At 33.3% G+C, this 24175-nt stretch carries 18 protein-coding genes and 2 tRNA genes; 11 read left to right on the top strand and 9 right to left on the bottom strand.

Annotated features, from left to right (window positions below):
- Positions 1-11: 11 nt before the first annotated feature.
- A tRNA-Gly gene (locus ACIDC4_RS21670) sits at positions 12-84 on the bottom strand.
- A 106-nt stretch (positions 85-190) separates the two neighbouring features.
- Positions 191-263, bottom strand: a tRNA-Gly gene (locus ACIDC4_RS21665).
- A gap of 572 nt (positions 264-835) precedes the next feature.
- Here ACIDC4_RS21665 and ACIDC4_RS21660 point away from each other — a divergent pair.
- Positions 836-2422, top strand: coding sequence for a L,D-transpeptidase family protein (locus ACIDC4_RS21660; RefSeq protein ID WP_412044694.1), 1587 nt, complete (start codon positions 836-838; stop codon positions 2420-2422).
- Here the strand turns inward: ACIDC4_RS21660 and ACIDC4_RS21655 are convergent.
- Positions 2411-3133, bottom strand: a complete 723-nt coding sequence (locus ACIDC4_RS21655) for a murein L,D-transpeptidase catalytic domain family protein (RefSeq protein WP_412044693.1) — start codon at positions 3131-3133, stop codon at positions 2411-2413. The genes ACIDC4_RS21660 and ACIDC4_RS21655 overlap by 12 nt on opposite strands.
- A 649-nt stretch (positions 3134-3782) precedes the next feature.
- On the opposite strand from ACIDC4_RS21655, the gene gpmI reads away from it, so the two are divergent.
- Entirely contained in the window at positions 3783-5300 is a 1518-nt protein-coding gene (gene gpmI, locus ACIDC4_RS21650) for a 2,3-bisphosphoglycerate-independent phosphoglycerate mutase (protein ID WP_412044697.1), read from the top strand.
- A gap of 102 nt (positions 5301-5402) precedes the next feature.
- On the opposite strand, the gene ACIDC4_RS21645 is transcribed toward gpmI, so the two are convergent.
- On the bottom strand, positions 5403-6656 hold the full coding sequence (locus tag ACIDC4_RS21645; RefSeq protein ID WP_412044692.1) for a DUF445 domain-containing protein: 1254 nt from the start codon (positions 6654-6656) through the stop codon (positions 5403-5405).
- A 266-nt stretch (positions 6657-6922) separates the two neighbouring features.
- On the opposite strand from ACIDC4_RS21645, the gene map reads away from it, so the two are divergent.
- The 7 genes from map (at position 6923) to pruA (ending at position 15674) form a co-directional block, all read left to right on the top strand.
- Positions 6923-7741 carry a type I methionyl aminopeptidase gene (map, locus tag ACIDC4_RS21640; protein ID WP_194618132.1) on the top strand — a complete coding sequence of 273 codons (819 nt, stop codon included), beginning with the start codon at positions 6923-6925 and terminating at the stop codon, positions 7739-7741.
- Between the two features lie 67 nt (positions 7742-7808).
- Positions 7809-8183: a GxxExxY protein gene (locus tag ACIDC4_RS21635; protein ID WP_078008625.1), complete on the top strand. Its 375-nt coding sequence runs from the start codon at positions 7809-7811 to the stop codon at positions 8181-8183.
- A gap of 81 nt (positions 8184-8264) precedes the next feature.
- The gene (locus tag ACIDC4_RS21630; protein ID WP_065452128.1) at positions 8265-9038 is read left to right on the top strand and encodes a class I SAM-dependent methyltransferase; all 774 of its coding nucleotides are present in this window, start codon (positions 8265-8267) and stop codon (positions 9036-9038) included.
- Positions 9039-9166: 128 nt separating this feature from the next.
- Complete coding sequence (locus tag ACIDC4_RS21625) at positions 9167-12070, top strand: DEAD/DEAH box helicase (protein WP_412044691.1); 2904 nt, start codon at positions 9167-9169, stop codon at positions 12068-12070.
- Between the two features lie 85 nt (positions 12071-12155).
- The gene (locus ACIDC4_RS21620; protein ID WP_412044696.1) at positions 12156-13424 is read left to right on the top strand and encodes a type IX secretion system plug protein; all 1269 of its coding nucleotides are present in this window, start codon (positions 12156-12158) and stop codon (positions 13422-13424) included.
- Positions 13425-13503: 79 nt separating this feature from the next.
- Positions 13504-13890, top strand: coding sequence for a Co2+/Mg2+ efflux protein ApaG (apaG, locus tag ACIDC4_RS21615; protein WP_065452127.1), 387 nt, complete (start codon positions 13504-13506; stop codon positions 13888-13890).
- Positions 13891-14048: 158 nt separating this feature from the next.
- Positions 14049-15674, top strand: coding sequence for an L-glutamate gamma-semialdehyde dehydrogenase (gene pruA / locus ACIDC4_RS21610; RefSeq protein WP_412044690.1), 1626 nt, complete (start codon positions 14049-14051; stop codon positions 15672-15674).
- A gap of 85 nt (positions 15675-15759) precedes the next feature.
- Here the strand turns inward: pruA and ACIDC4_RS21605 are convergent, their stop codons facing one another.
- The 3 genes from ACIDC4_RS21605 to ACIDC4_RS21595 form a co-directional block, all read right to left on the bottom strand.
- On the bottom strand, positions 15760-17499 hold the full coding sequence (locus ACIDC4_RS21605; RefSeq protein ID WP_412044689.1) for a CocE/NonD family hydrolase: 1740 nt from the start codon (positions 17497-17499) through the stop codon (positions 15760-15762).
- A 139-nt stretch (positions 17500-17638) separates the two neighbouring features.
- Positions 17639-18358 carry a LytR/AlgR family response regulator transcription factor gene (locus ACIDC4_RS21600; RefSeq protein WP_412044688.1) on the bottom strand — a complete coding sequence of 240 codons (720 nt, stop codon included), beginning with the start codon at positions 18356-18358 and terminating at the stop codon, positions 17639-17641.
- Complete coding sequence (locus tag ACIDC4_RS21595; protein ID WP_412044687.1) at positions 18355-19416, bottom strand: sensor histidine kinase; 1062 nt, start codon at positions 19414-19416, stop codon at positions 18355-18357. The genes ACIDC4_RS21600 and ACIDC4_RS21595 overlap by 4 nt, the downstream gene beginning before the upstream one ends.
- Positions 19417-19899: 483 nt before the next feature.
- On the opposite strand from ACIDC4_RS21595, the gene ACIDC4_RS21590 reads away from it, so the two are divergent.
- A complete protein-coding gene (locus ACIDC4_RS21590; RefSeq protein WP_412044686.1) occupies positions 19900-20631 on the top strand; it encodes a hypothetical protein in 732 nt (243 codons plus the stop codon).
- Between the two features lie 73 nt (positions 20632-20704).
- Here ACIDC4_RS21590 and ACIDC4_RS21585 read toward each other — a convergent pair whose 3' ends face one another.
- Together ACIDC4_RS21585 and rsmG are read right to left on the bottom strand one after the other, a co-directional pair.
- Positions 20705-22120, bottom strand: coding sequence for an alkaline phosphatase (locus ACIDC4_RS21585; protein WP_412044685.1), 1416 nt, complete (start codon positions 22118-22120; stop codon positions 20705-20707).
- A gap of 165 nt (positions 22121-22285) precedes the next feature.
- On the bottom strand, positions 22286-22915 hold the full coding sequence (rsmG, locus tag ACIDC4_RS21580; protein ID WP_412044684.1) for a 16S rRNA (guanine(527)-N(7))-methyltransferase RsmG: 630 nt from the start codon (positions 22913-22915) through the stop codon (positions 22286-22288).
- Positions 22916-23022: 107 nt separating this feature from the next.
- Here rsmG and ACIDC4_RS21575 point away from each other — a divergent pair, with 107 nt between their 5' ends.
- Positions 23023-24117: a fatty acid desaturase family protein gene (locus ACIDC4_RS21575; RefSeq protein ID WP_412044683.1), complete on the top strand. Its 1095-nt coding sequence runs from the start codon at positions 23023-23025 to the stop codon at positions 24115-24117.
- Positions 24118-24175: the final 58 nt, after the last annotated feature.

Genomic DNA, 24175 nt, shown 5'->3' with positions numbered 1-24175 from the left:
GGATCTTGAAGAGCGAAAGACGAGGCTCGAACTCGCGACAACCAGCTTGGAAGGCTGGAGCTCTACCAACTGAGCTACTTTCGCATTAACAGGGTGCAAATATAAACAATTAAATGATTTAAAAAAATTAAAAACAATAATTATTTAATTTTGATAAAAAAACCGAAACAATTAAATTCCGGTTTTTTAGAGCGAAAGACGAGGCTCGAACTCGCGACAACCAGCTTGGAAGGCTGGAGCTCTACCAACTGAGCTACTTTCGCATTACTGTGGTGCAAATATAAAAATAAAGTTAAGTTCAAAACAAGCTTTTTCGCAAAAAAATTCAATAAAAAACAACAATAATTTATAATACATTTAAAACTAAAAAGTTATAGAATCATTTTTTTTTCGAAAAATAGGAATATTATTAAATAAATAGCTCCCAAAGAACTTATATCTTCCGGCAACTCATTATTAAAATAAAGAAACCTATAGGTAGTTGCATGTTTCAAGGATATGATTTAAAAACAAAGTTTCATTTTGATTTATTTGGTAATAAAAATTTAATAGGAATTATTTCGTTATTGAGCAAAATCCATACTATATTTGCCGAGTAAAATCAAGGGCAAATTCTCTGGATGATCGTTCAACAAAGACATCTTAAGAAAAGAATTTGAAAAAGGCTTAAACTCAATATTGCCCAACCTACTGCAATGCGAATTAAGCTCACCTGATTTTAGCATCAGAACTGCCACAAAATGGCTTTTACAAAAAAATGGAAGACCAGCCCCAAGGAGAACCATTTGATATTAAAATATTATCGAACATTATTTAATGTTTAAAAAAACACCGAATGAACAAACTTTACTTCTTATTAGTAATATACATTTTTATTGGCTGTAAAAAAGAAACACCAAAACCAATTCCTGCTGTGGTCAAAAAAACCGCACCGGCTATTATACTTACTGATGAACGAAAAGTAGCAATTGATACTGCCCTTATAGGCACTTTTAAAAGCGAAACTCTGAAACAATTTTATAATTCATCTGAAAACAAAACGGTTTGGGGAAACCTAAAAAAGAGAACTTACGTTTTATCTCAATTATCAAAAGCTGAGGAATTAGGTTTAGATCCTGAAGATTACAAATCTTCTAAGCTAAAGAAATTCGAAGAAAAAATTGCTTCTTTAAGCGATGCTGATCTTGCAACATACGACATACTTATTACTTATAATTTCGAAAAGTATTTAAATCATCTTTACAAAGGAAAATTAGACCCTAAAAAGCTATATAATGATTGGGATCTGGAAGAGAAGACTTTTGATGTAAACAATGTTCTTATTAAAGCTTTTAATAAAAACAAATTAGACAGTGTGGTTGATAACATTCAGTCTAAAGCTTATATATATAAACAACTATTAAAGTCGCTTGAAATCATTAATACTTTTCCGGATGATGATATCAAAAAAATTGAATCTGTAGACAAAATCACCTTAAACGATACTAATTCGGCTTTAATAAACATTAAAAAAAGGCTTATGTACTGGCAGGACATGCCTAAAAAAGATACTCTTACTAAAATTTACGACCAAAAAACGTTTGAATCGATAAAGAAATTTCAGGAAAGACATGGCTTAGCGTCTGACGGTGTCATTGGCGCAGGTACTATAAGCGCTTTAAATTATTCTAAAGAAAGAAGAAAGCAACAAATTATCGCCAACTTAGAGCGTTGGAGATGGTATACTAATGATTTAGCCGAAAACTATTTCATCATCAACATTCCGGATTACAGCCTGAATGTGGTCGAGAATCAGGACACTACTTTGGTTCGCAATGTTGTTGTAGGAACCAGTAAAAGAAAAACACCTATTATAACCTCTACGCTAAAAACGGTTGTTTTTAATCCTACATGGACCGTTCCGCCAACGATATTAAAGGAAGATGTGGTTCCGGCAATGAAACGAAATCGAAATTACTTAGCCAATAAAAACATTACTATATATGATACTGCCGGAAATGCGGTTGAGCCAAACAACTGGAACGAAAACAAACCCGGAAATTATCGTTATGTACAAAGCCCAGGTTACAACAATGCTTTAGGGTTAATGAAAATTCTATTCCCAAATCATCATAGTGTGTATTTACACGATACCAATCATCGTAATAATTTTGGAAGAAACAATCGTTCGTTGAGTTCAGGATGTGTTCGTGTAGAGAATCCCCTGGAATTGGCCGAACATATTTTAAACGATTCAGAGAAATGGTCAAAAGACAGAATCGATACTATTATTGCTTCAAAAAAGACAACGAGCATTAGAATTACAAAAAAGTACGCTTTATATCAATGGTACTGGACAGCATGGAGCAAAAAAAATCAGCTCATTTTCAGAGCTGATGTTTATAATTTGGATTCGGATTTGTATGCTAAATTAAGAAATTAGTCTTTCTTCCATCGCAAAACTTCTGGACGGATGGTAGATATACAAACACGATTTGTCTTTTATAAGTTCAATTATTTCATCCGTCAACTCGATTGGAAGTGCTGGACAACCCTGGCTTCTGCCTAATCTTTTATGATCTCTGATAAAAGATTCAGAAACATAATCGGCGCCATGCATTACAACTCCTCTTTGACGGGCATTACTGTTAATTCCGTTTTCTAAACCATCTAAACGCAAAGAAGCTCCGTGTTTTCCCTGATAAATTTCTCCTGTTGCATAAAAACCTAAACTGCTTTTGAAAGATGAATTTGAATTTGAAAAATTCGATGCAAATTCTTCTCCGGTATTTCTTCCGTGAGCAACTAAAGAATTAAACAGGATTGTATTTGTTGTCAAATCAATTACCCAAAGGCGTTTTGTATTTGATGACAAACTAAAATCAATAACAGTTAAAATATTTTTCTGGATAACTCCTTTTTCTTTTAATAAATAAAACCCTTTTAAGGCCTCAGAAAAAGTTTTAAGTCCCGGCAAATTAAAATTGTTAGAATTTAGCATATGATAAACACTTTCAATTTTTGCTTCGACAGTAAATTTTTCGACTTTAGCAATACTTTTTGTAGTTGCTTCTTTAATTTCGGGAGTGTTATTTGAATCTTTACCAAAAGATAATAGCAAAAACACTAGCAATGGATAAATTTTGTAAATCATTGAATTTCTTTAGGTTAATAAAAAATCTGGGTAAGGCAAAAGTATAAATATTTTTATGTTCTCAAAATATTACCCTGAAAATCAGGCCTTTTTTGCCGAAATTTTAACATTATTAACATAAAACTGTTATTTCTGTAAGATTTTTTCTTCTGCATACAATCTTAAGATTTATGGCAATTTTCTTAATAAAAACAAAAATTAATGGTAATTTTGAAACTTATTCGTTCATAAATAAAACAACAAACGATCTGTTTTATTGTAGCTTATGGAAATTTCATAAAAAAAATTCTTTTTATTCTTTTGAAAATGCCGTTTATGCGAATCGAAAAGATCACCCTAAAATACCTCCGATAGTCTTTCAGTTTTACATAAAGATCACTTCAATTTTCGAACTTAAAAAAACAGATAAAAATCTCAAACCCAACACGACTGTTTACCCGAGAATAAGATCGTAAATAATGCTTCATCGAATAAAATGCTCCTAAAAATAAGATTAGAAAAAGAGCTTAGCATGAATTTATTTTAAAAAATAAAGAATTCTTTAATTAATTTATTATTTTTTAATACACTTCATTTTATTAAACATAATTGTACAAATGCTTTCGTGCACATTTTAGAAATGACTTATCTTTGTAAAAAACTAAAAATGATGAATAAAAAAGTAATACTTATGATTTTAGATGGTTGGGGAAAATCTCCTGACCCTAAAGTATCTGCAATAGACAATGCAAAAGTTCCTTTTATAAACAGCCTTTACCAAAACTACCCAAGCGCACAACTTAGAACCGACGGATTGAATGTTGGTTTACCTGAAGGACAAATGGGAAACAGTGAAGTAGGTCACATGAACCTGGGTGCAGGAAGAATTGTATATCAGGATTTAGCCAAAATAAACTTAGCTGTAGCACACCAAACACTTGCCAAAGAACAAGTTCTAGTTGATGCTTTTACTTATGCTAAAGAAAACAATAAAAAAGTTCATTTTTTAGGATTAGTTTCTGATGGTGGCGTTCACTCTCATACTTCTCACCTACGCGGATTAATTGATGCGTCGCAAGAATATGGTTTAGACCAGGTATACATTCATGCTTTTACAGATGGCCGTGATGTTGATCCTAAATCAGGCGCAAAATACATTCAGGATTTAGAGGAACATATCAAAGATACTCCTGTAAAAATCGCTTCAATCATTGGTCGTTATTATGCGATGGACCGTGATAAACGTTGGGAACGTGTAAAATTAGCTTACGATTTAGTTGTTAATGCAATAGGAACTCCGTCTAAAAATGCAGTTGCAAGCATGCTTGACAGTTATTCGCACCATGTTACAGATGAATTTATCGAACCAATTGTAATGGTAGATGAAGAAGAAAAACCATTAGCTACAATTGTTGAAGGTGACGTGGTGATCTTCTTTAACTTTAGAACCGATAGAGGTCGCGAACTTACAGAAGCACTTTCGCAACACGATTTTCATGAGCAAAACATGCACAAGCTAAACTTGTATTATGTAACGCTTACCAATTACGATGAAACATACCAAAACGTAAAAGTAGTTTACAATAAAGATAATATTACCGAAACTCTAGGTGAGGTTCTTGAAAAAGCTGGTAAAAAACAAATTCGTATTGCCGAAACAGAAAAATACCCACACGTAACATTTTTCTTCTCTGGTGGTAGAGAAACTCCTTTTGAAGGTGAATCCCGTATTTTGAGAAATTCCCCAAAAGTAGCCACTTACGATTTACAGCCAGAAATGAGTGCTTATGAACTTACAGCAGCTCTTGTTCCTGAATTGAATAAAAAAGAAGTTGATTTTGTTTGCCTAAACTTTGCAAACGGAGACATGGTAGGTCATACCGGAATCATGAGCGCAGCAATTCTTGCCTGCGAAGCGGTTGATGCTTGCGTAAAACAAGTTATCGAAGCGGCTCTTGCCAACGATTATACCACGATTGTAATTGCCGATCACGGAAATTGCGAAACCATGATCAATCCTGATGGAAGCCCAAATACTGCACACACAACGAATCCTGTGCCGATTATTTTGGTTGATAAAGAATTGAAAAATATCGAAAATGGTGTTCTTGGCGACATCGCTCCTACTATTTTAGAACTAATGGGAGTTCAGCAGCCAAACGCAATGACTTGTCATTCGTTATTGTAGAAACACTTCATTTTTTTTAAAACCATATAAGTGATATAAGTTCATTTAATAAAGCTGCCTAAAGCTTATAATAACTTATATTACTCATATGGTTTTATTTTTTTAAACAAAATAGTGATACGTCCATTCGACACAATAAATTAGAATCCCTATTAAGCCTCCAACAAGGGTTCCGTTGATTCTAATGTATTGAAGATCCTTTCCTATTTCTAATTCTAATTTTTCTGAAACTTCTTTTCCATCCCAACTTTTTACTGTGGAAGAAATTAAATCTCCAATTACTTTTTTATTGTTTAAAAGAATCGAAAGTAAATCGTTCTTGATAAAATTATTGATCTTATCGATCATCACGGGATCTTCCTTGATTCCGTTTCCAAAACCCTGAATCAAATTTGAAATACTGTTTTTAATAGAAGACTGATCGCCTTTGTCTAAATCATTCGAAATTGATAGTTTTATTTCGTCCCAAATTCCGTTGATATAATCCTGAACTTCTTTTTTACCTGCAAAACTCATAATCATATTATTGATCTTGATTCTCATTTCTTCGGAATTTTTTACTTTATCCAGAAAATCATAAACATATTCGTCTATTTTTATTCTTACTGCGCTTTCCGGATTTTTAGCTTCATGTAAAAACTCCGCCAGTCCATTAAAAACACCTTCTGAAATCTTTTTATCGGCCAGACCAAAACTTAAGAACGGCGTAGATTCTTTCACTTTTTTACGAATCAGATCTTTGTTATTACTCAATTCTGTACTCATTACATCCAGAAGATTGGTAAGCAATTCATCTTTTACATTTCCTTTTTGCAAAGGCTCTAAAGCCAATGCTACCCAATCTCCAAAATTGATTCCTTCCAGTTTTTCCTTAAATTGATATTGAATAAATCGTTTTATATCTTCATCCTTTATTGTTTTTAAAATTCCGGGAATAATATTCACCGCCACTAGATTGGCAATTTTATTGGCATTTTCCTGTTGCGACAACCAATCTGAAGCTTTTGTGGCGAAGTTGAATTCTTCTAATTTAATTTCTATTTTTTCGCGATTCAGAAATTCTTCCGAAACAAAATTCCCGAGGTTTTCACCAATCTCATTTTTCTTGGTGGGTATAATTGCCGTATGCCAAATTGGGATTCCTAACGGATGACGAAATAATGCCACAACAGCAAACCAATCGGCAATTCCTCCTACCATTGCCGCTTCGCTAAAAGCCTGCAACATGGGAATTTTAAAATAAATTGCAATGATAAATAAAAGCACCGCAACACCTAAAAGTGCCAAAGCGTTGCCTTTCATTTTATTTAAAGCTTTCTTTTTTGATATATTTTCCTGATCTATAGATGTTTCCATAACTTATTGTTTTTTAACACTTACTAATTTACGTTTTTTTTCTGTCAACCCGAAACGTTATTCATTGTCGTTTCTTCACGAATTTCACGAATTATCACTACTTGTATGTGCTTTAAAACTAATTTTTAATAATTTCATTCGTTTTGAGCTGATTATAAAAATTAATTCGTGCCAATTCGTGAAATTCGTGGCGAAAAATTTTAAACTTCTCAATCTAAAAAAAATAATATTAAAGTCGTACTTTTGCCAACTGAAAATCCGAAATTATGATTATAGTAAAATCACGTGAAGAAATCGAATTAATGCGCGAAAGTGCTTTGATCGTATCTAAAACATTAGGAATGATTGCTTCTGAAATTAAAGAAGGAGTTACCACATTATATTTAGACAAATTAGCTGAGGAATTTATCCGTGATCACGGTGCTGTACCAAGCTTTTTAGGATTATATGATTTTCCGAATTCACTTTGTATGAGTCCTAACTCACAAGTTGTACACGGAATACCTAATAATACACCTTTGAAAAGCGGTGATGTTATATCGGTAGATTGTGGCGCTTTCAAAAACGGATATCACGGTGATCACGCGTATAGTTTCGAAATTGGAGAAGTTGCTCCTGAAGTTAAAAAACTTTTGCAGGTAACGAAAGAATCTCTTTACGTTGGAATCAGAGAATTTAAAGCTGGAAATCGCGTTGAAGATGTTGGAAATGCGATTCAGAAATACACTGAAGGACATGGTTACGGAGTTGTTCGCGAATTGGTAGGGCACGGTTTAGGGCAAAAAATGCATGAAGAACCAGAAATGCCAAACTACGGAAAACGTGGTCGCGGAAAGTTATTTATCGAAGGAATGGTTGTCGCAATCGAGCCAATGATTAATATGGGAACAAAAAACATCAAACAACATAAAGACGGCTGGACAATTACCACTGCTGACGGAAAACCAAGCGCGCATTTCGAGCATGATGTAGCTTTAATTGATGGAAAACCAGAATTGTTATCAACGTTCCAATACATCTACAAAGCTTTAGGAATCGAAAGCAATGAAGAAGATGAATTCAGAAAAGTGCCGTTGGTACTATAACACGAATTGCACGAATTAGCACTAAAATAATATTTTGTCGAAATTTCACTGATGATTGATGATGATGATGAGCGAATTGTATTTAAAAGAAGAATCTTATAAAATTATAGGAATCTGTATGGAAGTCCATAAAATTTTAGGCAAAGGACATAGTGAAAAAGTTTATGGTGATGCTTTGGAATATGAGTTTCAAAAAAATGGCATACCCTACAGCCGCGAATTGAAATACAATATCGCATATAAAGACATCATTTTATCAAGCTATTATTTCGCAGATTTTGTGGTTTTTGATCAAATCATTTTAGAATTAAAAGCAATTGTAGCTCTTTCGACCAGCGAAATAAAACAAACATTAAATTATCTGGCAGCATCAAAAAACAAACTAGGTTTACTAGTAAACTTTGGAGAAGATAGCCTTAAATATAAAAGAATAATACTTTAACCCAAATCTAAGATTCGTGAAATTTCACTGTTACATTAATCCGTGTAAATTTGTGAAATTCGTGTTCAAATCTATTAAACTGTGAAGAAACTTTTTAAACTCGTACTCAATACAATACCGCGTCCATTATTAATTCGTTTGAGCTATGTGGCTCGTCCGGTTTTGGCATTTTCATTAAAAGGAACAAAATATACCGATCCTATTGATGGGAGAAGTTTTAAATCGTTTTTACCTTATGGATATGGAAAACAACGTAACAATGTACTTTCGCCAAGTACACTTTCTTTAGAAAGACACCGTTTGCTTTGGTTGTATCTAAACGATCAGACTGATTTTTTTACAGCTCCGAAAAAAGTATTGCATTTTGCTCCGGAACAAGCTTTTTACAAGAGATTCCGTAAGCAAAAAAACCTTGATTACACGACAACAGATTTATTTTCGCCTTTGGCCGATGTAAAGGCAGATATTTGTAATTTACCTTTTAAAGACAACGAATACGATGTCATTTTGTGCAATCACGTTTTGGAGCATATTCCGGACGACACAAAAGCCATGCAGGAATTATTTCGCGTTTTAAAACCAGGCGGAATGGCGATTCTTCAAATTCCACAAGATTTGTCGAGAGCGGTAACTTTTGCTGATGATACTATTACAGACCAAAAAGAACGCGCTAAAATATTCGGTCAGTATGATCACGTTCGTATTTACGGCCGCGATTATTTTGATAAATTAAGAAGCATTGGTTTTATCGTAATTGAAGAAGATTATACTAATAAAATTACACCCGAATTAGTAGAGAAATATTGTTTGGCAAAAGGAGAAATTATTCCGCTTTGCTTCAAACCAGAAAACTAAATCGTTCGGATTTTTTCACCATATAAGTGATATAAGTTCATTTAAAAAAGTTTTCAGAATAGCAGTATTTTGAAAACTTTTTTAGTTTAAGCCACTTCCAAAATTACAACCAACCTAACCGCCTTATCTTGGATCTTTCAAATTCATTTCAATTTTGTTTTGATATCAGTTTTGAAAAAAACCTGAATCATTATATTCCAACTGCATATATTGTTGAGGATACAGATGACATTAAATATTTAAATAAAAAAGCAACTAAAGACGTACTTGAAAGTTTTTTTATTGTTTTTGATCAATTAGATTCTGACACAAAAAAAATATTAACGGCTTGCGAAGCTTTAAAGCCTGAATTTATTTTTAAAAAATTCAGTACAAAAGTCAAATCCGCAAAAACAATTGCTGATTTGCAAAAAGATTCCAAAATTGAATTTGCCATTCGTCAGCATTTACAATTAAATTTAGGCTCTTTTTATAGTCTTATTGTACAAAAACAATTTCCGTTATCCCTAAATATGAGTGCTGAAAAGGATTTTTACAGATCCAGAGTCAACACCGATCCACTGCATTTTGAACCTCAAATTGAATTTAACAAACATGCCGAGGGGATTACGTATACTTTATCTTTAAAAGAAAACAAAACTTTATTTTCACCAATGAACAGCAGTGTCGAAATACTGCTCGATCAGCCAAGCTGGTTAATTATCGATAAAAAATTAGGACAGTTAAAGGATCTTAATTCTAAAAAGCTGATGCCGTTTTTAAAGAAACAGTCAATCGAAATACCTTCAAAACTAGTTGACAATTATTTTAAAAGTTTCATTCCTGAAATAGCAAAAAAAATAGACATCGAAGCTACCGGTTTTGAAATTGAACATCGTGATCAAATTGTTACAAGTACGATTCAGCCTGTTTTTGATTTCTTTAAAAACTGCTATTACCTCAACCTTTATTTTGATTATAACGGTTATTCATTTGATAGTAGTAAAACTAAAAAAACACATTCGTTTGTTGATTTTAGTGTTGCCAACGAACCTAAAATTATTCAGTTCAAACGCAGTGCTGATGAAGCTTTATACACAGACAAATTACTTGAGCTTGGTTTAATAAAAATCAAAAACGAATTGTTTGGATTAAATTCTGATGCAGAAAATCCAGATCCTTACATCAATATTCAATTTGTTATTGATCGTAAAGAAGAACTTGAAAGTTTAGGATTTACAATCTGTAATTTAAAACTGGAAAGCAAAGAAATCATTACAGAAAACCATACTGTTTCTGCTTCGAAAGAAGAAACAAAAGAAGATTGGTTCGATATCAGAATAGTTATTACGATTGGTGCTTATACGATCAATTTCAGTGAAATTATTCCGAACATAAAAAGCAAAGAAAGACTCTTTTTATTGCCTGACGGAAACTATTTTCTGATTCCGTTAGAATGGTTGAGTAAATATGGTTCGCTGGCAAAGTTGGCCAAAACAGAGAATGGAAATTTACTTCTGCGTAAAAGCAACTTTGCTGCTCTGGATGCGATTCCGGAAATCAAAGATGATATCATTCACAAGGCCGAGTACGTATCTTCTGATTTATTAAAAGCAGCTTTACGGCCTTATCAAATCGATGGTGTAAAATGGCTTCTGGGTCATTTTAACTCTAATTTGGGTGCTTGTCTGGCTGATGACATGGGACTTGGTAAGACATTACAAACTCTTGCCGTTCTGGTTGCCGTACAGGAACAACTGGGATTTACGACTAAAACCACGAATTTTGATTTGTTTCAGAATGAAACTACTATTGAAAGAGAACCTTTAAAAGCTTTAATTGTTTTACCTTCTTCATTGGTTTTTAACTGGTACAATGAAGCGGCAAAATTCACACCGCATTTTTCGAAAATGCAATATGTGGGCAATGACCGAAAATTATTGGCCAGCAGATTAGCTTCAACTGATTTGATTTTTACGAGTTACAGCATTGTTCACCGCGACATTTCAATTTTAGAAAAATACAATTTCCGTTATTTAATTTTAGACGAAAGTCAATACATTAAAAATAAAAACTCAAAGATTTTTAAAGCCATTACTAAAATAAATACGTCTCATAAAATTGCCTTAAGCGGTACTCCTATCGAAAATTCACTCGACGATTTATGGTCGCAAATGCAATTTATAAATCCGGATATTTTGGGTAGTTATGATTTTTTTGCTCAGAATTTTAAAATTCCGATTGAGAAAAAGCAGGACGAAAATACTTTGTTTGAATTAAAAAACCTCATCCAGCCTTATATTTTAAGGAGAACCAAAGAACAGGTTTTGAAAGATTTACCAGAATTAACCGAGCAGATTTATTATTGTGACATGGATCCTGAACAGGAAAAATTATATGAAAAAGAGAAATCGAAAGCACGGAACTTTTTACTAAAAACAGACGGATCGAGCCCGGACAAAATTAGTATTATCAATACGCTGATGAAGTTAAGACAACTGAGTAATCACCCAAAAATGGTGGATCAGGAATCTGAAATTGATTCGGGAAAATATAATGCCGTCACTAATTATCTGGAAACTTTAGTTAAAGAGAAACAAAAGGCAATCATTTTTAGTTCGTTTGTAACTAATTTGCATTTTTATACAGATTGGTGTAAGGAAAACAAAATAGAATTTTGCGAGATTACCGGAGAAACTCCTGCTAGTAAAAGAGAACAACAGGTAAAATTGTTTCAGGAAAAAGAAAAGCCTTTGTTATTCTTTATTTCGCTCAAAGCGGGCGGCGTTGGTCTTAATATTACTAAAGCTTCGTATGTTTTATTTTTAGATCCGTGGTGGAATCCTTTTGCTGAAAAGCAGGGAGTTGGGCGAGCGCACCGAATTGGGCAATTGAACAAAGTAAATGTTATCAGGTTTATTTCGAAAAATACGGTAGAAGAAAAAATCATCAAACTACAGGAAAACAAAAAGTTATTATCTGATTCGCTTTTAGAAGAAAGTTATATTAATGACGAAATCGAAGTGAACTTAGAATACATTTTGAGCTCTTAATAAATTTGTTTTCGAAAGCAGTAAAAGCGGCATCTTATTACATGATATAAAATTCTTATATTTACAATCTTACAATTGTAATATGATGCCAAAATTTTTGTTTAGAAATCTTCTTCTTATTTTCATTTTTGCTTCGGCCACAGCCCAGGCGCAAGGAATACAAACCGAGATTGATCCTCCATACAATATCAAAACTGTTTCGTTTGTTCAAAACGGCAGTAATGTGGTGCCTATATTTGAGTTAGGCGACAATTTTACCTTTCAGTTTGATGATTTGTTTGGTAATGAAGCCAATTATTATTTTGAAGTTATCCATTGCGATTATAACTGGAAACCAACTGATATCCCAAAAACAGATTACATTAGCGGTTTTGATAATCAAAGAATTACAGATTACTCTAACTCTTTTAATACGCTTCAGGTATACTCTCATTATCGACTTTCTTTTCCTAATCAGTTTACATCTCAATTACGAATTTCGGGAAATTATATGCTGAGGATTCTAAATGAGGACAGAGAGCTCGTTTTCTCCAGAAAATTTATTTTATATGAAAATCATGCTACAGTTTCGGCTCAGGTAAAACGAAGCCGTGATGTTACGAATATTGATTACAAACAAAATCTTGACTTTGCCGTATTATCGAATGATATTACTTTTCAAACTCCGTTACAAAATGTAAAAATCTTATTATTACAAAACGGCAATTTTAATACCGCTATCAAAAATATTCCTCCTCAATACACAATAGGAAATCAATTGGTTTACAAATACAATCAGGAAACTCAATTTTGGGGCGGAAATGAATTTTTATATTTCGAAAATAAAGACATTCGTGCAGCAAGCAATAATGTGGGAAGAGTTGGCGCCAATAACGACATTTACAATTCGTACTTATATACGAATCAGGCAAGAGCCAACCAGATTTATACGGTGTATCAGGACGTAAACGGAAATTTTGTGGTGAAAAACATCAACGCTTCAAGCAACGAAATAGAAGCCGATTATGCGTGGGTTTATTTTACTCTTTCGGCTCCTACTTTCAGATCAACAAACAAAGACATTTATATTACCGGAATGTTCAACAATTACAGTTTATCGCCAGAATACAAAATGGAGTATAATACTGAGAAAGCTGTTTTTGAAAAAGCAGTCATGATTAAACAAGGTTTTACTAATTTTCAATACACAATTGCCGATAAAAAAGGTGTTATTGATTATGAAAATGCGATTGACGGAAACTTTTATCAAACTGAAAATGAGTATACCATATTGGTTTATTATAAAGAAAGTACAGATCGCTATCAAAGAGTTATAGGAAAAGGAAATGCCAACTCAATAAACATCGTAAATTAAAACATTGTTAAGGATTTAGATTGAAAGATTTTTTTTTGTAGCTTTGCAACTATAACCCACACATATTTACTACTTTAGTATGGTTTCTCAGATAACAAGAGGCATAAAAATATCTGTTTTGACTAGTTTTGAAGGTACTTACTTCAAGAACTATAAGATCCACTTTGCTTTTAGTTATGTAGTTACAATCGAAAATCACAGCAAAGATTCAGTTCAGTTAACTTCTCGTCACTGGGAAATATTTGATTCTTTAAACGATCTTGAAGTTGTAGACGGAGAAGGTGTTATTGGTAAAAAACCGGTTTTGAAACCTGGAGAAAATCACACTTATAGCTCAGGTTGTCTATTGTCATCTCCTTATGGTGCAATGAAAGGTTATTTTAATATGATCAATTTTACCTCTACAAAAACATTCAAAGTAATTGTTCCTACTTTTAGAATGTGCGCTCCTTTTGCTTTAAACTAAAAAAAGTTTAAAAAAGCCTGCTCTTTTTTATCGTTATCTTAATCATAAATTTGTCAAATTATTAATTTATCCTTTGTACTTTTGTGCAGCGTTAGATTATTCGTAACAAATCAAATCATCTAACCCTTAAATTGTCTAATTATCTAATTTTAAATAAAATGCTAAAAGGATTCTTTCATGTACCAAAAGCGGTAAACGAGCCAGTAAAAAGCTACGCACCTAACTCACCAGAAAAAGCAGCTGTTCAGGCAGCTTACACAACATTGTGGAATTCTAAAATTGACGTTCCGTTATACATCGGAAGCGAAGAAATCAGAACTGGAAATACAAGAACAATATCAGCTCCTCACGATCACAAACACATTGTAGGAACTTATCACTTAGCTGAAAAACAACATATTGAAAAAGCAATTGCTAATGCTCTTGAATCAAGAACTGCATGGGCAAACATGGCATGGGAACAACGTGCTGCTATTTTCTTAAAAGCTGCTGAACTTATTGCAGGTCCATACAGAGCGCGTATTAACGCTGCTACAATGATTGGTCAATCTAAAAATATTCATCAGGCAGAAATTGATGCTTCTTGCGAATTGATCGACTTTTTACGTTACAACGTAGAATTTATGACGCAAATTTACGGAGATCAGCCTAAGTCTGATTCGACTACATGGAATCGTTTAGAATACAGACCTCTTGAAGGGTTTGTTTATGCGATTACTCCTTTTAACTTTACTGCTATTGCTGCAAATCTTCCTGCAAGTGCTGCAATGATGGGTAACGTTGTGGTTTGGAAACCAAGTGATAGCCAGGTTTTTTCTGCAAAAATCATTATCGATGTTTTCAAAGAAGCTGGTGTTCCTGATGGCGTTATCAACGTTGTTTTTGGAGATGCTTTAATGATTACGGATACTGTTTTAGCAAGCCGTGATTTTGCCGGAGTTCACTTTACAGGATCAACTCATGTATTTAAAGATATCTGGGCTAAAATTGGTGCTAATATTCACCACTATAAAACATACCCAAGAATCGTTGGAGAAACTGGTGGTAAAGATTTTATCATTGCTCACCCAAGCGCTAATGCAAAACAAGTATCTACAGGAATTACTCGTGGTGCATTTGAATTTCAAGGGCAAAAATGTTCTGCAGCTTCAAGAGCTTATGTTCCGCAAAGTTTATGGCCAGCTGTAAAAGAACAATTAATTGCTGATGTAAAATCGATGAAAATGGGTTCTCCGGAAGATTTCGGAAACTTTATTACTGCAGTTATTCACGAAGGTTCTTTTGATAAATTGGCTGGTTTTATCGATCAGGCTAAAAAAGATGCTGATGCTGAAATCATTGCTGGTGGAAATTACGACAAATCTGTAGGTTACTTTATTGAGCCAACAATTATCGTAACAACAAACCCTAAATATACTACAATGGAAACCGAATTATTCGGACCAGTTATTACTATATACGTTTACGAAGATGCAAAATGGGAAGAGACTTTAGAATTAGTTGATACTACATCTGAGTATGCTCTTACAGGAGCTGTATTTAGCCAGGATCGTTATGCTATCGAAGTAGCTACTACGAAATTGCAAAATGCTGCAGGTAACTTCTACATCAACGATAAACCAACAGGAGCTGTTGTAGGTATGCAGCCTTTTGGTGGAGCAAGAGCTTCAGGAACTAACGATAAAGCAGGTTCTGCATTGAACTTATTACGTTGGGCTTCTCCTAGAACGATCAAAGAAACTTTTGTAACTCCCGAAGATTACAGATACCCTTTCTTAGGATAATTTCTGATTTTAGAATTCAGATTTTAGATTTATAAAAAAGCCGCAAACTTCATTTTGAAATTTGCGGCTTTTACTTTTTATTAATTTACTTCCAAATCGGGATTTTTACAAAACTATCGTTATACCATTTTACTTTTAAGGGTTCTTTCGCATCTTTGATTGTTTCATCGGTAACTGTTTTTCCTGTTCCGTAATTGAGTTCTGAAAAAGGATTTTTATTTACGTTTAATACCACCACTAAACGACTTCCTTTATTTAATTGTTTACTGACCAAATGTGTATTCGAAAAAGGAATCGATTCTATTTTATTGGGGTTTAATAAATTTCTTGTTGTACTATCTTTGGCATAACTCGCACGGCCCAAAAAATAAGACAAATGAAAATATTCTCCATTTGGTGTTAATTCATATAACGTAACACTAATATCCATATCTTTTTTATTGATGCTTGCCTTTATTTCTCCTAAAAATGATCCGTTTACCAATATCGACTCTTTAAAAGGATCACTTATAAAAATGTATCCGTTTGTTGTATCAATTTCTTTTTTGATAATAGGATCCGGGTAATATTCATTGTTTTGAGTTTGTCTGTCGGCAAAATCTACTTCCTGCGATAAATAACCGTTTTTAGAAGGCTTCCTAGCATTCAAAGCATAAAATTTTCCGGATTTATTATTCGTTAAATACAGCTTCAGGAAACCATTATTTATTTTATCTAGAGACGGAACGCTTCTCCATTCATTGGCTCCCATTACCTGATAGTTAATCCTGTCTTTTAAAATTTCAGGTTTTGGTCCGTTTTTTAAAATGTAATCGAACCATTCGTACGTTATTTTTTTAGTATTAATTAATGCGTCTTTATCAACTTTATACTCATTTATTATAGGAGAACCGCCTTTTTGCGCCCCAAAATGACTGTACGGACCAATGATTAAATAAGAATTGGCTTTGGGATTGTATTTTTGAAGTTCTCTTAAATAATACAAACTCGAATTTTGAGAATCGTTATAATAACCGTCGATAACTAAAATCGGAATATTTATTTGGGCAAAGTCCTTTTTGTATGGCGACATTTTCTGCCAATATTCATCAAACGAAGGGTGTTGTATCCATCGCTGAAATAGTCTGTTTGGAGTTCCGTCAATGCTGTCCATTTTTTTGTAGGCAACTCCGGTTTCCCACCATTTAAACTGCATATTTCTAAATCGCTGCCTGTCATTTCCTGCCATTGTATCGAGATATTTGTTACTGCCAACATAAAAAGACCATTCGTAATTAGGATTTATAAACACATTATTTTCCATTGGCAAACCCATTCCGGCTCGATTAGCAACATAAGGAACTATAGTTTTAAGGGCGGGATGCATTTTTTTGCACGCTGCCCATTGCGTCATTCCATTATAACTACCGCCAAACATTCCTATGCTTCCGTTACACCATTCTTGTTTGCTAATCCAATCGATGACATCATAAGTATCATTGGCTTCATTTTCATAAGGAAATATTTCATCAGGACTAAATCGTTTACCTCGCGAATAGGTAATAACACCCACATAATCTTTATCTGCTGCCTCTTTCAAAGATTTGATCCCTTTTCCTTCTTCTGCATAAATCGTATGTTGAAGAATTACGGGTTTCGGAACCAAAATTCCTTTTTTACGCACTACAATTGCCGATATCAAAGCACCATCACGCGTTTTGATCATGACACTATCCTGAATATCATAAGCACTTTTTAGATCTTCGGATTTTGTTTTACTGGTTTGCTGAGAAAATGTATTTGATATCATGAGAATAAGAAATACAAAATTTAAAATTGTTTTCATGAAAATGGTTTTATTAGCAAGCTTTATTTTAAGCTTGGTTGTTATATAATAAACTGCGTTATTAAATCTGAAAAAAGCATACAGAAGCCCTCAACTAATAGCATTAGCTGTACGCATTAAAATAATTTTGAAAGATGATTTAAATCCCGTTCCGATTTTTGAACTTTACGGATTGGCGGTTTGAAACTTCTAATAATTCGCCGGTTTTTAGTTTTACTTCTAACCTGCCACTATTTGTTGTATTGATTGCCTGGATGTATTTTATATTTATAATCTCGGTTCTGTTTATTCTAAAGAAAATATTTTCGTCTAAAATTTCTTCCCATTGACGAAGAGAACGTCTTTGAAGTGCTTTTTTATCCTGAAAAAACAATCGGGTGTAATGCTCCAAAGATTCAATTAAATAAATTTCATCTAATTGAATAAAGAACCGTTTCTCGCCGTCTTTAATAAAAATCTTTCGCTCTTTTGCCTCAGTATCATTTAAGGAAGATTTCAGCTGCATCGTATCTCTTATTTTTTGAATTGCTTTTGCAAAACGTTCTTCTCTTATAGGTTTCATTAAATAATCTAAAGCATTTACTTCAAACGCTTGTATTGCATATTGATCATAAGCGGTAATAAATAAAACTGTCGGAACATGATCTAAAGATTCTAACAAATCGAAACCGGATTTTTCAGGCATCTGGATATCAAGAAAAATTAAATCAGGCATTTCTTTTTCGATCAAAACCTTAGCATCATCGGCATTTTCAGCTTCGCCAATAAGCACAAAGTCCTCATAGTTTTTTAAAGCTATTTTTACTTCTTCTCTAGCTAAACGTTCATCATCTATTATAATTACTTTTATCTTTTTCATTTTGATGGTGTTAAAATAGTAGCCAAAACCGTTTCATCTTCCATCTGAATAATCTCAAAAGAAGCATTTCCGTTATATTGCAACAACAATCTTTCTTTCAGATTACTCAATCCTATACCTGAATTTTTAATCTCATTACTTAGCTTTCCTGAGTTTTGAACAGTAATCTTTATAAAATCGTTTTCCAATTCAACTTTTACAGTAATAAAACCTCCGCTTTTTCTTTTTTCGATGCCGTGTTTTATAGCATTTTCAACCAATGACTGAATACTAAAAGGCAGGATTAGCCGTTTGGATAAATCTACACTGGTTTCAATTTTGATCTGCAAACGATCCTCAAATCGTATTTTTTCTAATTCCAGATAATCCCGCACCAGATTAATTTCGTCATCTAGCGATATCAATTTCCCAATGTTGCTATTTAGAGAATTTCTTAAAAGTTCAGACAATAAATCGATAGCTCTTCTGGCGGCATCCGGATTTTCTATGACCAGGAATTTTATATTGTTTAATGAATTAAAAAAGAAATGAGGATTGAGCTGCGCACTCAGATTATTCAGTTGTGCTTCTTTTATTATAATAGACAAGCGGGCATTTTCTTTTACTGTTTCTAATTCGAGTCGGGAATAATGATAAAGATGGTATGCCAATACCCAAATAGACATTAATCGTGTACCGGTGATAAAAACCTGTAATTGCACTGATTGAAAAAACGCTAAAAAAGAAACAGTTTCATTTTTAAAAATTAAAAGGCGTACCACATAAAGTTTCCCAACGATCAAAACCATATACAATAAAGAAAGTATCAAAATACTGAATATAATTCTTGGCAACAGCATTTTCAGATTCAGTTTATTCCATCCGTTTTTTAAGGCGAAATTTCGATATATATGAGTTAGCGTAATACCAATTGACACATCTAGTATTAAATCTATTACGCCCATTTTCCATATAAAATTACCCGTCAGGAAAGCCGATAATCCCCAATATAAAGAAGCAGTAATCCATCCTATAAGTTGAATTTTCCAGTATGTCGATAGTATAGTCTTTGTTTTCAAAAGTAAAATTTGTTAGTGCTGTAGTAAAGGTATTCCTCTACTACAGATTGACCAAATAAAAGTACAGGAACGAAAAATAATAGAGGATGAGTGCATATTAATTGTTTATTCCGACAAAATCTCATGATTACTCACTTTGTAACTCGCTTTTTTTACCAAGCTTCCAAAAACATCAAACTATTAAAAAACAACCACTTACAATTAAATCATGAAAACTTAAATCGATTTATAGTTATTCTGACAATCTTAAATACTTGAAATTTGTAATACTTTTCTTATTATATTGATTATCAGTAGTATACAGCTTAAAAAATCCTATTCTGTTACTTTTAAAACTTTTCGTAACACTCTAAAAATATATCTCATTATACTTTTACACCAAGATTTAAAGCGGAAGAATTTAGAGAGAAATTAAACATATTTAGAAAGAGCTTTGCAATCAAATTTTACAACAATCCAGCAAAAAAATAAAAAAAAGAAACTATGAGAAATTTACAAAACACACCTCCTGTAATTGTACAGGCAAAAAGTATTGGACATCCAATTGACTTTAAATGGAGTAAAAAAAAGATAGAGCAATTTTTAGATCCTTTAGAAGGGAATGATGAACTTGAACATGCCTTAATGCAAATTAATCACAAAGCTTCTGTGGGCCTTACAGCAGCTTTGCTCGAATGGATCTACTGGCGATATACAGGTTACACAAAAATGAATAATGATACCCAAAAAAGAATCGAGGCTTTATGGTGTTCTATTGGTAATATCGAAAATACAAAACCTTTAGTTTTTGATGCTAACTTTGATATTTCGGCTTCCGGAACTGTAAACGGACCTTTATGGATAGCCCTTATGAATGTAACAATGATCGATGTTATGTATAGAAAAGGATCATACGCTATTCAGAACGAACTTATTGGACTAGTATTATTAGCGCGTCACATTACACCAAGAAAAAGAGTTTTTGACAAATGGCTCAACAGAACGCTAGCGGTTTTAAAACGTGACTATCCATGTCAATATAACAATGATGATTTAGAGCAAAACTTTGAAGCAGTTTATGATTCATCACACGAACCTGTAATTTGCCGTGATTTTTTCTTTAACCCAGAGTTTGAAAATTCTACCGAGGCAACAGAAAAAGCAATAAACGAGCTAATTCATAATTTAGATACTAAATCTAATCAATTTTTGTGCTTTCCAAAAAGAGCTTCTTAATTGATATTCTTTTAAAAACTAACCCCACAAACTTCAACTATTTTTGAAATTTGTGGGGTTTTATTTTATTCAACTAAAACTTATTTTCGACTTCTGCCGCCTGTAACATAAGGTAATGCAAATCGGTATTTTTTACGAAAGGTTTCAAAAGTTCGCTTCCGGGACCAAACATGGCCAACTCTACATAATCAGCAGAGTGGTCCATACTTATCCATCCTACAGAATTTATTTTTCCCTGCATTTCTGCAAAAGCTTTATAGGGTAATTTTTTATAATTATATAGTCCGTCTTCTTTATGCAATCCGTCGTAATAGCTTAGTACCGTTTTTGCCTCTTCGTCTGAAACCGAATGTCCATTTGCCTTTTCGATAATTTCCTTTACTTGTGCAACAGAAGATTGCGGTTTTATCTGATTCAAAATCCATTCATTTGTCTGCGTATATTTCTGGATACTATCAAAATTATCATTGGCATCTTTACCATAAATAATCCCAGGATTGGCATTTCCGTGATCTGTCGTAATAATGACTAATGTGTCTTTGTCTTTTTCGGCAAAATCTATAGCGATTTTCACAGCCTCATCAAACTCAATCTGATCGTGAATTAAACCTGCAATATCATTTCCGTGAGCCGCCCAGTCAACTTTTCCACTTTCTATTTGCAAAACAAAACCATTTTTATGATTTTTCATTCTGTCAATAGCTTTCTGCGCCATCTCCGCAAGACTTGGAACGGTTTTCTGTAAATTTTGATCACTATTTCTGTCTACATAATAAGAAAGTCCATCTTCTGCAAACACACCCAAAATAGGCTGAGAATTCGAAGCCGAATCCATATCTGCGCGATTTTTCACCACCTGATATCCTTTTGCTTTAAAAGCAGCAAACATATCTTTTTTATCTTTTCTTGATTCAGCACTAAAATAGTTTGAACCTCCGCCCATCATAACATCAAAACCCAGATCTAAATATTGTTCGGCAATATCATCCTGTGCATTTCTGCTTTTACTGTTTACGCAAAAACCCGCCGGAGTAGCGTGAGTAATAGGAACTGTTGTTACACAACCCGCCATTTTTCCTGCCTTTTTGAACTTTTGCCAAATGGGCAAATGAGGCTCTCCTTGCGGACTCACATTAAGGACTCCGTTGTTTACCCTAAAACCACCACCCCACGAAGAACTGGCAGCCGAAGAATCCGTTACAATAGAACTTGCAGAAGCTGTATCCATCAAAGCTCTGGAAACTCTGTTATCTTTATACAACTGAATCCAGTTAGAACCTTTTCCTGTTTTTCTGTTCAGGAACAAATCGGTCATATTCAATGTTCCGGTACTCATTCCGTCACTAACGAGTAAAATAATATTTTTGGCTTTCTTATTTTTATTTACCTCTTCTAAATCTAAAATATTTGCAGAACCCTGAAACGGATTCATAACTGCGGCTCCAATCGTTAATAAAGAACCATTTTTAAAGAACTTCCTTCTATCCATTATTACTTTATTTATAAGTATTTTCAAAGATAATTAAATACGCTCAACCACAAAATTATCATTGTGTTATGATAATTACTCAAAAGCATCTTAACTAATAGCAAACAAAAAACCGACAGAATGCTTATTAAGCACGCTGTCGGTTTTTTTATTTTTTAAAGAATATTAAACAGTAAACTTCAAAGGCAAATGCACTACTTTTTTGGTTTCAAAAAACTCATCTTCAAAAATGGTAGACAAATCATATAAAGTTGCTTTTGGGAAATCTTTTAATTCTTCGGTCAAATCTCCGCCTTTTAGGTATAGGATTCCGTTTTTCAACGTATGCTTTTGCTGCTTTTTGATTTTAGTTTTAATCCACGAAACAAAATCCGGCATATTGGTTACAGCACGACTTACAATAAAGTCAAAATCGCCTTTTACATTTTCGGCACGCAATTGTTCTGCTTTTACGTTCTTTAATTCTAATGCATCAACAACGCCCTGAACAACTTTTATTTTTTTGGCAATAACATCAATCAGATAAAAACGCGTTTCAGGAAAAAGAATGGCCAATGGAATTCCGGGAAATCCTCCGCCTGTTCCAACATCAAGAACAAATGTTCCCGGTTCAAACTTCATGATTTTTGCAATTCCAAGCGAATGCAAAACGTGTTTTGTATATAATGCATCAATGTCTTTACGCGAAATAACATTGATTTTTTCATTCCAATCGTGGTATAAAAAGTCTAATTTTTGAAATTGTTCGATTTGAATGTCGGTCAAATCAGGAAAATATTTCAATATCTCATCCATTGCTCTAATTTTTTAACAAAAGTACTACTTTAGAGTTGAAATATTTAACTCAATTTTGCAAATTGAAAATTTATAATAATTACCTTTGAAAACTATTTAAATTAATTATGAATAACCCTGCACCTACATTTGCCAAACAAGACAATCTGAAGTTCTTCAGAACACTTAACTCACGAGTAAACAATTACTTCAAAGAGAATAACATTCAGAAAACAGGAAACTGGAAGTTGCACTTAAAAGCAATTATTCTTTTTGCAGTTTTTTTAACGCCTTACTTTTTGATCTTAACTCTTCCTATGCCATTTTGGGCACAATTGTTATTAAACATTTTGATGGGAGTTGGAATGGCCGGAATTGGAATGAACGTGATGCACGACGGAAACCACGGATCGTACTCGTCTAAATCATGGATCAACAAGATTATGGGCGGAAGTATTTATATTCTGGCAGGAAATGTTCACAACTGGCAAGTACAACACAATGTATTGCACCATACATATACAAATATTCACGGACATGACGAAGATCTTGATGCCGGAAGGATTATTCGTTTTACACAAAATGCTGAATGGCAACGTTTTCATAAATTCCAACACTATTATTCTTTCTTTTTATACGGACTATTGACTTTCAATTGGGCTTTAACAACCGATTTTAAGCAAATGAAAAACTATCTTAAAAGAAAATTATCTTATGGAACACCTCAAAGTCCTGTCAAATTATGGACTGTTTTGGTGATCACAAAAATAATCTACGTTTTAATCTGGATGGTTTTACCAATGGTACTTGGCGTAACATGGTGGAAAGTTGTTGTTGGATTTTTCGTAATGCATTACGTAGCCGGATTAATTTTAAGTATTGTATTTCAGTTGGCACACGTAGTAGAAGAAACTTCAAACCCGGTTCCTAATGAAGACGGAGAAATGGAAAACACCTGGGCAATACACCAATTGTACACAACCGCTAATTTTGCTCCAAAAAACAAAATAATCAACTGGTTTACAGGAGGATTAAATCATCAGATTGAACACCATATTTTCCCGAATATCAGTCATATTCATTACGGAAAAATTGCCGAAATCGTAAAACAAACTGCAATCGAATGCAACTTGCCTTATCATGAATTCAGAACCATGAGAGGAGCGGTTATAGCACATTACAAGCATCTTAAAGATCTTGGAATGAAACCGGAACTAGCATAGAACTAAAAAAAATCCTATTAATAATTAACCTTCCTTAATTAAAGTTGAAATTAAGGAC

Origin of the sequence: Flavobacterium sp. C3NV (assembly GCF_046825355.2) — a bacterium.
Classification (GTDB): Bacteria; Bacteroidota; Bacteroidia; order Flavobacteriales; family Flavobacteriaceae; genus Flavobacterium.
Note: the sequence above shows the minus strand (reverse complement) of the source record. Positions and strands in the feature narration are given on the sequence as shown.